We start from the raw sequence: 11659 nt of genomic DNA, 5'->3' as shown, positions 1-11659 counted from the left end.
GTATAAGCGCTAAGTGAATAATGTTATTAACCGATTGATGCCAACTTCACGTCGCAATAAATAAATCATAGGCATACGATTCCTGTCAGGAATGACCTGCGACATCGCTCAAAGGACGAGTTACATCTGAGCTGGACCATCGGTGCGTATCGTCCGGATGTACGGAAAATGTAGCCATCGATTGAATAAGCAGTCTAACTCCCTCATCCGCGAAAGTTGCACCGCTTTTGTCCTGTGCGTGTCCACGCACGCGATCGGACAAGACTGCTTCCGCCAACGGACTTCCCACCACGTCAAGAGATGCAGCTGAGGTCGAGGTACTTGGTACGAGTGACGCCACACTAGCTGTTGAAGTCGCATCAGTAATCCCATATAAACTCGGGTCAAATGCCGCAGCGGTAAGCTGATCAGAATATTCTGACAACGCTGTTGCCTGCGCTGGAACCGACGAGCCGGTGAAACTGATGACGTCACCCGTAAGTGGGTCGAAAGTTGTGCTGCTAAGCAGTTGCCACGTTTTCGCGTCGTATGAATCAATTTCCGAAAAAAATGAGCCCCCACTGCTTGACAGGGTCTCAACATTGGCGGCATTTCCGTATTCGTCGAAATTACTATATAGGACCGCACTAGTTACCTGCCCGGTGCTAGTGTCGAATGAAACAGACTGCGTCTTCGCATAGTAACCTGACGAGAGAACAATAGTAGAGCTTTCTGAGCTTGCGTAAGCGCTACCGTCGTCCTGATAGTTCCATTGGTCAATGTTTCCTGTCGCCAGGTCAGTTGAGTAAGTACCCCACTCGCTCCCGTCGGGATAATAGAGGGTTTGCTGCAATATATTACCGGCTCGAGTCTCGATCTCCGTATTTAACAGCGATGATGATGACCATGTCATTTGCACAAATCCGCCCGATATACCCCATAATTGCGAATAAACGCTACCGTCAGGATTGTACGATTTCCCACTTATGACAGAGCCATCAGTCGCATTTATTGTTTGGGTCTGAAGTAAGGTTCCGTTTGCGTCTGACCATGACGAAGTGATCTCGTTTCCGTCGTAAACGTAACTAGTAGACGAATTGAGGATACCGCCAAAATATATTTCCGAGTCCGTTATTTCTCCGCTGGCGTTAAAATTGGCTACTTCTTCGCCAGCTGAACCGACCATCGTTACCGTCATGGTTCCGTCCGAATTGGCTGTGAAAGTATCGCTCTCACTTCCATCGCCATTTCCGATCATGACAAGGCCAGCTCCGCTAACCATTAAAATCTGATCACTGAGATTCGCACCGTCGATACCGGTTCTGAATGCGATGCTCTGCCCCGTCTTCATGTTGGTAATAACATCGCCACTACCTGCGCTCACCGTCACTGATGCGCCGTCGTCAAGAACAATGTTGTTACCGGTTCCTGTCAAAGTAAATTCACCGCTGCCAACCTCGAAATTTAGCCCGTCACCGCTAACCGCAGCGTTTGTGCCCATGTAACCTGTGACAGTGCTCCCGATTCCCTGTTCTATCAGGTTGATATTGCTGTCCACGTCGTAGAGGTCAAGATGACCATTCGCGTCGCCGAGTACTATGCTGGCCCCTGTCGCGTCGTTTATATACGCACTGTTTGAGCCGCCGCTGGCCATAAGGGTAATTACATTTCCGGAGGCGGCCCCGTCAATGAATATATTGTTTTGCTGACCGAACAGAGTTACAGAATTTGAGGTTTCGCTAGCAATCGAAATACTATTTCCGCGCCCATCGATACGCAAATCATCCGTTTGATCGATAGAGAGGTTCGCGTTGCTAATGTCTAAAGTGACGCCTGTACCGCTGACCTGTGTCACACCCGACGCATCAGATGCGATAGTTACACTGCCAGGGAGACTGCCTGACTCTGAATACGCCAGCGATCCACCCGACAAGGTATCGCCGATTTGACCTGACATCGCGATCACCGCGGTGCCCCCGGGGCCATCCATGCTAGTGAGGATACCCTCGTCCTGAATAGTTGTGCCAGTACCTAGAAATTTCTTCAGACCCGGCAAGTAGGTGTTGTTGTACCACTCACCAACATCTTCGCCAACCTGTAGCAATGTGAACAGCGCGCCAATACCACTGGCATCTCGCGCTACATTTTCCATTATCGATACGAGCCCGACCGCGCCGACACTCGCCGCCACCCCTTCAACAACGGTTGCGACGGCTCCGGTCATGGTCGCCACATCGTTCACTACCGAAGCAAAAGCGGTGGTCTGATCCTTTACAGATTGCGCCTCCAAATACGCATTTACATCTGATTTTATCGCTCCTTGGGCCGTAACAAATCCGGCTGTTTGCGAAAGGATAGTGAATCCTGGAGTCGACTCTAAAGCAGTCGCCGCAGCTAGCAGAGACTGCGAACTGTTGACCAGTGCCAACTGATTGTCAGCATTCGGCGTCGCCGCAAGAGCATTGCTCTTATTAAGATAATCGATCCACGCTGCGACATAGTTTGCAACGTTCGTAACTGTTTGAACGACAGTTAATCCACTCATTGCCATTCCCCTCTGTGCATACGTGATGTTGCAAGAAGAAATTCCACCGAGATATCTAGATATCCAATTTTCTATGCAATTCTAATCAAATAACAATCTTTAATCAGAACATCAATCTCCATCGGATCGGGATTGATGCTTTACAGGCAGGACTGAAAAGCGCAGTGAAAACTGGTGGAACCGGGCATCCTAGAGTCGGGCAATTTTCCACCCATTGGCTAACCGTTCCCAGGACTTCGAAAAATCCCTCTCGGCAGGTTCATGATTTTATTTTTAGCATCGGAATGTAATGGTAAAGAAATAGCCTGTCCGTAAATTATCCAATTCTTGGTTAAAAATACAGCCTCGAAAAAATCCACTCCTTGTCTTTAAACCTTCTCGGAAACTGGTTTCCCATCGCGACCAATGCGGCATGGATCTTATGCGGAACTGACGAAACCTTTCCGTTTCTTACGAAGAATGATCTTAGATAACCGTTGGCCTTTGTCAAGCTCTCCGTAACGCTAGGCGATAGACTCTGACAATTCATTTTGCATACTTGAATCGCACCTCGGCAGCGAGACCAGAGCCCGTTCAACCAGCCGGACGTCATTCGCGCGCTGTTTGCAGCATCGCATGCACTGGTCATTATGGCCGGTACCGGAGACGCTCCGTTGAAGCCCGTGAAAAAGGCGGAGAACGGTAAGCGCCTCGGCTGGGCCGTTCGTCCATGCGCTTGCGCGTAAAGCATGATGTTGAACTGGAACTGCCAGTCAGGTAGAAGTGTCTGGCGGACTGCCTGGGTTGTGCAGTTTATCTGCCACACACCAAAGCAAGATATCGCCGATGCGATTGATTTTGTGACCGGCGATATGGGTTAGCACGTAGTCGAGGTAGGCACGCGGATCAATCTCATTCAGTCTGCAAGTGCCAATCAATGCGTACATCGCGGCTGCCCGTTCGCCACCGCTGTCTGAGCCAGCGAATAAAAAATTTTTCCGCCCCAGGCTTACACAACGCAGCGCGTACTCCGCGATGTTGTTGTCGATCTCGAGCGTACCGTCTTCGCAATACAACGTCAGGGCGCTCCACTGGTTCAGCGTGTAGTTGATCGCCTTGGCCGTATCGGACTTCGACGACAGTCTTTCGAGCTTTGCCCTTAGCCATGCTTCGTAGATCTGAAGCAGCGGTCTGGCTTTCTCCTGCTGTATTGTTGGTTGCTCCCCGAGAGACGGCCTCCTCATCAAAGAGCTGTGGACATTGGTAGTGCGAGTTCGCTCCTTCTCTGACAAGCCTTTGACGTGTGTCCATGGGTGTCCAATTCGCGGTTGCAAGGACGACATCGAAGCGCTTGGGCTGCTGAAAATCGACGTGCTTGCGCTGGGGATGCTCTCGGCGGTGCGCCGCGCGCTCGACCTGATATCGGACAAGCGGGGCGAGATTTTCGAGTTGCAGGACATACCTGCGGAAGATTCTGCCACATACGAAATGATCTGCCGCGCGGACACGGTAGGGGTGTTCCAGATCGAGTCGCGCGCGCAGATGAGCATGTTGCCGCGATTGCGCCCACGCCAGTTCTACGACCTGGTGATCGAGGTGGCCATCGTGCGCCCGGGTCCGGTCCAGGGCGGCATGGTGCACCCTTACCTTCGAAGGCGGCAGGGACTGGAACCGGTGACGTTTCCGAGCCCGGAGGTTGAGCAGGCCCTCGCGCGCACGCTGGGCGTGCCGATCTTTCAGGAGCAGGTCATGCAGGTGGCCATGCTCGCGGCCGGGTTCACGGCGGGCGAAGCCGACCAGCGGCGACGCGCGATGGCGGCGTGGCGTCGCAAAGGCGGACTGGGCGTGTACTACGACCGTATTGTGAACGGCATGCTGGAGCGCGGATACAGTCGCGACTTTGCCGAACAGATCTTCGCGCAGATTCAGGGCTTCGGCGAGTACGGCTTCCCCGAGAGCCACGCAGCGAGTTTCGCACTGATGGTCTACGCGAGCGCCTGGCTGAAATGCCACGAACCGACGGTGTTCGCGTGTGCGCTGCTCAACAGCCAGCCGATGGGCTTCTACTCCCCCTCCCAACTCGTTCAGGACGCGAAGCGCCACGGCGTCCGCGTCCTGCCTGTCGATGTGACGATCAGTAACTGGGACAGCAGCATCGAGGGGGCAACGACACATGACCCGTTGCGTCTGGGCATGTCGCTCGTGCGCGGGTTGAAAGCAGAGTCAGCGGCGCGCATCGAAATGGCACGGGCGGTGCGCCCTTTCCGCGACGTGTCGGATCTCGCGCGCCGCGCGCGGCTCGATCGCCGCGACCTCGAAATGCTCGCGGCCGCCAACGCGCTTCAGTCGCTCGCCGGCGAGCGCCGCGCTGCGCTCTGGCAGGCAGTGGCCGCCGTCCCCGATCGCGATCTGCTGCGTGAAGCTTCGGACGACGACGAGACTCCGGCGCTCGCGCCAATGACGGAAGGCGAGGAGATCGTTGGCGACTATCGCGCGACCGGACTCACGCTAGGCCGGCACCCGCTTGCCCTGCTTCGGCCGAAGCTCGCGGAGATGCGTCTCGTCGCCTCGGGTGAGCTGATGCAGTATCGTAACGGTCAGCTCGCACGCGCCTGCGGAATCGTCACGGTGCGCCAGCGGCCGGGCACGGCAAATGGGGTGATGTTCATGACGCTAGAAGACGAGAGCGGCAGCGTCAATATCATCGTGTGGGAGTCGGTGCTGGAAAAATTCAGGCGCGAAGCGCTCGGCTCGTCGTTGCTCGCCGTGTACGGCGTATGGCAACGCCAGGGCGAGGTGCGCCATCTCGTTGCGAACCGGCTCGTGGATGTGAGTCAGCTGCTTGGCGAGCTTCAGACGGTCAGTCGAGACTTCTGCTGAAGGAGGTGCGAATGGATATCCGCGTAGGCACGGCGTCATGGACTGACCCCACCCTCATCAAGAGCAAGCGTTTTTATCCGCCAGGATGCAACAGCGCGGAAGCGCGCCTGCGGTTCTACTCCAGCCAGTTTCCGCTCGTTGAAGTTGACTCCAGTTATTACTCGATGCCGAGTGGAAGCAATTCTGTCCTGTGGGTCGAGAGGACCCCGCCCGGCTTCACGTTCAACATCAAGGCGTTTCGCCTCTTCACGGGCCACCAGACGCCCCGCGACATGTTTCCCAAGGACATGCAGCCCGCACTCCCGCAAAACGGGAAAAAGAATCTCTACTACAAGGACATGCCGGAGGAGATCCGGGCCGAGTTGTGGCGCCGTTATTTTGAGGCGATCGCCCCACTCGCCGGCGCTGGAAAGCTGGGCGCGGTCCACTTCCAGTTCGCACCGTGGGTCACGTCTGGTCCTGACGGGCGCGCTCACGTCGAGCATTGCGCCGACGTTATGGCTGATCGATTCTTGATGGCTGTGGAGTTCAGAAATCGAAGCTGGTTCGACAACGCGCATGCAGATTCGACACTCGCTTTCGAGCGTGACCGCAAGCTCGTCAACGTGATCGTCGACGAGCCGCAAGGCAGCGCCAACAGCATTCCAGCCGTGTGGGAGGTGACCAATCCCGCACTGGCGCTCGTGAGGTTGCACGGCCGAAATCATGAGACGTGGAACATCAAGGGCGCGACGGCGGCGAGCGATCGTTTCAACTATGACTATCAGAATGATGAGTTATCCAAACTTTCGGTTCGGATACGTGAAATCGCGGGCATCGTTGCTCAGACACACGTGGTGTTCAACAACAACATGGAAGATCAAGGGCAGCGCAACGCGAGGACGCTCATCGAAATCCTCGATCAGCAAAGCGGTGGAGTAACGCGAACGTAGCTCGCTACCTGGCGTGTTGCCGGGACGGAGGTCGAAATGAAAACGACGCAGGAGCAATTTGTCAGTGATCTGGCGATGTTGTTGCGCGATCAGCCACGCGGTACCGCGGCACGACTGGACGAATACGTCATCGCCTGGTTAGACGCTCGGCATCTGGTCTTTGCATATCTGCGGGACGACGATCGACGCTTCGTCGAGGAAGAGTTTGACCTCGATGACGTTGTGTGGGACGAGTGGGAGGCAGGGTTCGTGGCGTGGTCGCGTGACCCCGCGTTCGAGTATCGGGAAGAGATCTCGCTCTGGCTGGGCGACACCCCTCTCCGATGACCCGCGCAGCGCCGGTAGAGTGTTCGAGGAGGGGCTCGAACGCGCGAGGACCGCTCGCCAGCCGAAAAGGCAGCGTCTGCCCCATCTTTCGACGCTGCCAGAAGGCGTTCAGACCGAGTCCGATGTAGTTGCAGGTAACGTGTGACTGATTCACAGCTTTCAACCGGCATGCTTGGCCCTTTCGGGCCGCGAATTAAATCTGTTGGTGCAAGCCTCCAGGCAAACCACGTGCGTCTGTAGTCGGGCCAAACGTCAGGCGCTGTCCGGCCATGAACGGTCGGTCAACATATTTGCGTGAATTGCTGACAATCTCGATCTGAAGCGTCGCCAGCGGTGAATCACGGCGTCTACGTCGCCCACTAATGAATCGCTAGCCTGTGGAAGAGTGCATCTAAACAGCGGGAAAAATGTTGAGGTAGCATCATCGGCTCGACAGGGGAAGACGGTGTTCCTGAAAATAAAAGCTCGCATAAACGCACTCGGCGTGCCTCTTGCCAGTCTGCTTCTCAGCGATCTGCTGAGAATCTTGGCAGAAATGGTTGGCTATATCACGCTCCCTTGGTGGATCGTTCATCGGGGCGGCGCGCACGACCTGGCGATCTACAGCGTAAGCATTGCGATCGCCACGATCTTTGCAATGCCACTGCTTTCTCCACTTGGGGATCGCTACGCAAAGCGACCCCAGATTGCATGGGGTTTATGCACCCTGATGGTTGTCGCTTTTACCCTCGCTATGCTCGCCTCCCTGTCCAGCTACCGACTCATGCCGATCATTGCCATAGGCACAGTGACCGTTATAGCGAAAGCTTTCGTCGGGCCGGCCAGCTCTACCATATCGGCTGAACTTGTTCCGGCGGATCGTTTGGCGAAGGTGCTTCGTCTCCGTAAATCGACGCAGGCGGCTGGCCGTGCCTTAGGACCAGCATTGGCCGGCACTACATTGGCGTTGAGCGGTATCGCTGCAACATTTTGGATGAACGGCATTTTGCTCGGTGTCGCTGCTTACGTGACTTGGCAGCTTCCTTCTCAATCTCAGCATCACGAACGCCATCGCAGTCTTGCCTGTTGGTGGGACGACCTGCGCGCCGGACTGCATGCTAAATGGATCGTCCCGTTGGAGCGCGGCTGGACACTTGTCAATTTCTTCGTTTGGATATTCCAAGGCCCCGCAGTCGGTATGCTGATTCCACTCAAGGTTCAATCACTCGGGCTCTCGGGTCTCTGGCTAGGTGGTAGCGAAGCGGCCTTATCTATAGGTTTACTTCTCGGCAGCTTTCGTGGCTCTGACGCACTAGTCAGTCGGTTCGGTCGTTTCAATGTCCGAGTCGGGGCCGCTATGTGCGAAGGGCTGGCGCTTGCCGTTTCGGGTTGGGCTCACTCACCCATCGTTCTCGTATTGGCGTTTGCATGTGTAGGTTTCGCCAATGCATCGATGGGGCTCGTCGGCGCGACTCACCGCTCACTGGCTATTCCGCAAAATTTCCGCGTGCGCATTCTTGCTGCCAGCAATATGACCACGCAGATTGCGGGCATTCTTGGACCGATGATCGCAGGCGTCGCGCTCACGCATTGGGCCGTGGTGAAGGTCTACACATGCTTCGGTCTCGCCACATGTTTGCTCGCTTTTGGTTTTGTCCTGATACCGCGATCGCGCGAATTCTTTGCCCTCAACCACGATCAGGTGAAAGATTGGTTTCGTCACGAATATCCCCATGCATTCAAAGCGGCTGAAGTGCCAGAATCGAGACAGACTACATAGATCGCAACGTGGCGAGGGTCACGAAATGCCGCGCGTACGTGCGAATTGCTCTTACCGGAGACACGATCGAATGACCGCTTTGTAGAGATTTAATCGACCGCTCAGGGTCGCACTGGGCCGGCCCATCATCGCAACGCCCTCCTCCACGACGCATGGGTCGGTAGCCGGCCAATTTGAGACATTCGACGTAGCCGCCTACTTCGTCGACAATCGGGACCGAGCGCCGAACTATTTGCGAGGCGGCCGACGGTCAACGAGTGGAGCATCTATGCGACGTATTCTTGCCATAGGCGGTGGCGGCTTCATGATGGAAGACGGGCCATCGCCCATCGACAAACACATCGTCAGCCTGACAGGAAAGGCACGACCAAACATTTGCTATCTCGCGACGCCCAGCGGTGACCTTCCGGCGCATTTGGACAAATTCCACGCCGCCTTCGGCGACTTAGGCAGCGACACTTCCCACCTCGCATTCTTTCGCCAGCCCGTGGCCAAGTCTATTCCTGTCGCCGATTTTCCTGCACGACTTCTAGATCAGGACGCGATATTCGTTGGTGGCGGCAATACCCGGTCTGCGCTCGCTGTGTGGCGCGAGTGGGGAGTCGACACGGCGGTGCGGAAGGCTTGGGAAAACGGCGTTCTGATTGCGGGCATGAGCGCAGGTGCCATGTGCTGGTTCGAGGCCGGTCTCACTGACTCATTCTGGGGGCCGACGTACCGCCCGCTCGACTGTTTGGGCTTACTACCAGGCGGCTGCGCTGTTCACTACAGCAGCGATCCGAAGAGACGTACGTCGCTACACGCCGCCCTCCAGGCTAGTGCGATTCCCGCTTCGATTGCCATTGACGATTTTTCGGCGGTTTTGTATGAGGGCACCTCTATCGACCGCGTGTTCTCATGGCGACCGGGATCGACAGCGCATCAGGTCTACCGCGAAGCCAATTCGGTAATCGAGACCGCACTGCCGACCGTTTGCATCGGCTGACGTGGCCGAGAGAGCTGCCGACACGCTCGCTGCATTGAGTCATGAGACGCAATGCGGCCACGAACGGACACCCGGCTTCGACCACGAATCGTCAACGAGCGCCCAGCGACAAAACACATGCGGGTCGATTGACCCGTCCCATTGTCGTCCGTGGGTCGAGCCTATGCGATAACCGGCTTGACTCTCCATGCTGACGCGCCGCGCGCAAGAGTTTTGATTCACGCTGGCGTGTAGATCGCGAGTTTCAACGCGGGGTCGTCGTTCGCCTGAAACGTCGCGTAGTCGTAGCGTTGCGCGCCGTGCTCTGGATGGATCAGGACCTTCTGCCCGGCCATGCCGGCACGAATATCGTGCGCGTTCCACCATTTTGCGAATTCGGCGCTGTGCGCGCGCAAGCGCTCGACCAGTTCGACAAACGCCGGATCGTCGGCATACAGATCGTGCGTTGCGCGAAACAAGGCAATCATGCGGCGCGCCTCACTGGTCCAGTTCCCGCCGAATAGCGGTCGCGAATCCGGTTCGATGAACATGAACGCCAGAATGTTGCGATCCGCTTCCGCAAGACGCTCGAAGCCAAGAAGATCGGCCGCCGCCGCATTCCAGGCCAGCAAATCCCAGCGCCTGCCGGTGACATACGCGGGAAGCGCAAGTGTCGCGATCAGATTCGCGATGGGTTCCGGCACGCTCTCGCGAGTGAAGGGCTGCCGATCGCCGCCGCGTGCCAGTGCGCGCAGATGCGCCGCCTCGACTTTGCCGAGCCGCAGCGCGCGAGCCAGCGCCTCGAGCGTGGTATCGGACGGACTCACCGTGCGGCCCTGCTCGAGCCGCACATACCAGTCCACGCCGATGCCCGCGAGTTCTGCAACTTCCTCGCGACGCAAACCGGGGGTGCGACGCCGCCGCCCGTTGTTAAGTCCTACCGATTCGGGGCTTAGCTTCTCGCGCCGTGAGCGCAGAAAGTCGCCAAATTCGCTTCGGCTCGCTGTTGTCATGACCGCCCCTCCTCCACAAGCAGGTACGCAGCAATCCCAGGATAGTACCAGGCCTTGTTGCCGATTCTACGCCTGCCAGAATGGCCTCTTCCGATCATCATCAAAGGAAACTCAAATGAAAGCAGCGATTTTGAAGACACTCGGCGAGCCACTTGCGATTGAAGATGTAGCAGATCCTTCGTTGGGCACCGGCGAAGTGATCGTCGACGTCGTTGCCGCGCCAGTACTGTCGTATGCGCGGGAAGTGTTCACAGGCGAGCGCCGCTACGCGATCGAATTGCCGATCGTGCCGGGCTGCGGGGCAATCGGGCGCGTGCGTGCGTTCGGCCCCGACGCCACACATCTCAAAACAGGCGACTGGGTTTTCTGCGATCCGACCGTCCGTTCACGCGATGACGCGCTCACGCCCGACATTACATTGCAGGGCTGGAGTGCAGGCGGCGAAGGAGGCCTGCGGCTCGCGCGCCATTTCCGCCACGGCCCATTCGCCGCCCAAATGCGCGTGCCAACAGAGAACGCCATTCGCATCGGTGAAATCGGTCCCGCCGATGCCTCGAAATGGTGCGCACTCAACACAATGCTGGTTCCGTACGGCGGGCTGCTTGCGTCGAATCTGCAGGCTGGCGAGACATTGCTTGTGAGCGGCGCAACCGGCAACTTCGGCAGCGCGTGCATAGCCGTAGCCCTCGCAATGGGTGTGCGCTGCGTGGTCGCGCCAGGCCGCAATGAACTCGTGCTCGCCGATCTGCAAAGGCGCTTCGGCGAACGCATCCGTACCGTGAAGCTAACCGGCAACGAGGACGACGATAGGGAACGGATGCGTGCAGCTGCCGGAGCCCCTATCGACTGCGTAATGGATCTGCTGCCGCCATCTGCGACTACGAGGACGGTGCGCGCGGCGATGATGGCCGTGCGGCCCTATGGACGTATTGTGTTAATGGGCGGTGTCGGCATGCTCGGCGGCGACGGACTCGATTTGCCTTATCCGTGGATCATGCGCAACGATATCACCGTGCGGGGCAAATGGATGTATCCGCCTGAAGCGGTCACGCTTATGACCGGCCTAATCCGCGGCGGTCTGCTCGATCTCGCACTCTTCGACGTGACGTCCTTTAAACTCGACGACGTTAACGCGGCCATCAGTCATGCCGCGGCGAATGGCGGTCCATTCAGGATGACGGTCGTCCAGCCATAAACGCCGTTTTCTAGCGCTTCGCTCAGGCGATGCCAGCGCGCCGGCTCCTTTCAGACAATGCCACGTCCGATCACGCCTGAACGATC

Annotated in this window: 7 protein-coding genes and 2 pseudogenes; 6 read left to right on the top strand and 3 right to left on the bottom strand. The window is 57.1% G+C overall.

Annotation, left to right across the window (positions count from 1 at the left end; all coding sequences use genetic code 11):
• Positions 1–85: 85 nt before the first annotated feature.
• Both U4Y88_RS35535 and U4Y88_RS35530 read right to left on the bottom strand, forming a co-directional pair.
• Positions 86–2524, bottom strand: a complete 2439-nt coding sequence (locus U4Y88_RS35535; protein ID WP_321789569.1) for a hypothetical protein — start codon at positions 2522–2524, stop codon at positions 86–88.
• A gap of 752 nt (positions 2525–3276) precedes the next feature.
• Positions 3277–3711 (bottom strand): annotated as a pseudogene (locus U4Y88_RS35530) (IS66 family transposase); the annotation flags it as partial.
• A gap of 124 nt (positions 3712–3835) precedes the next feature.
• Between U4Y88_RS35530 and U4Y88_RS35525 the strand changes: the two are divergent.
• From U4Y88_RS35525 to U4Y88_RS35505, 5 genes and pseudogenes are all read left to right on the top strand, one after another.
• Positions 3836–5383: pseudogene (locus U4Y88_RS35525) on the top strand (OB-fold nucleic acid binding domain-containing protein); the annotation flags it as partial.
• Positions 5384–5394: 11 nt separating this feature from the next.
• Positions 5395–6315: a DUF72 domain-containing protein gene (locus tag U4Y88_RS35520; RefSeq protein ID WP_321789567.1), complete on the top strand. Its 921-nt coding sequence runs from the start codon at positions 5395–5397 to the stop codon at positions 6313–6315.
• Positions 6316–6351: 36 nt separating this feature from the next.
• A complete protein-coding gene (locus U4Y88_RS35515) occupies positions 6352–6642 on the top strand; it encodes a hypothetical protein (RefSeq protein WP_321789565.1) in 291 nt (96 codons plus the stop codon).
• Positions 6643–7087: 445 nt separating this feature from the next.
• Entirely contained in the window at positions 7088–8401 is a 1314-nt protein-coding gene (locus U4Y88_RS35510; RefSeq protein WP_321789563.1) for an MFS transporter, read from the top strand.
• Between the two features lie 268 nt (positions 8402–8669).
• Positions 8670–9386: a peptidase E gene (locus U4Y88_RS35505; RefSeq protein WP_321789561.1), complete on the top strand. Its 717-nt coding sequence runs from the start codon at positions 8670–8672 to the stop codon at positions 9384–9386.
• Positions 9387–9604: 218 nt separating this feature from the next.
• Here the strand turns inward: U4Y88_RS35505 and U4Y88_RS35500 are convergent, their stop codons facing one another.
• Positions 9605–10378 carry a helix-turn-helix transcriptional regulator gene (locus tag U4Y88_RS35500; RefSeq protein WP_321789559.1) on the bottom strand — a complete coding sequence of 258 codons (774 nt, stop codon included), beginning with the start codon at positions 10376–10378 and terminating at the stop codon, positions 9605–9607.
• Positions 10379–10493: 115 nt separating this feature from the next.
• Here U4Y88_RS35500 and U4Y88_RS35495 point away from each other — a divergent pair, with 115 nt between their 5' ends.
• Positions 10494–11573, top strand: coding sequence for a zinc-binding alcohol dehydrogenase family protein (locus U4Y88_RS35495; protein ID WP_321789557.1), 1080 nt, complete (start codon positions 10494–10496; stop codon positions 11571–11573).
• The last annotated feature ends 86 nt before the right edge of the window (positions 11574–11659 follow it).

This window comes from Paraburkholderia sp. J94 (assembly GCF_905220285.1).
Taxonomy (GTDB): Bacteria; Pseudomonadota; Gammaproteobacteria; order Burkholderiales; family Burkholderiaceae; genus Paraburkholderia; species Paraburkholderia tropica_A.
Note: the sequence above shows the minus strand (reverse complement) of the source record. Positions and strands in the feature narration are given on the sequence as shown.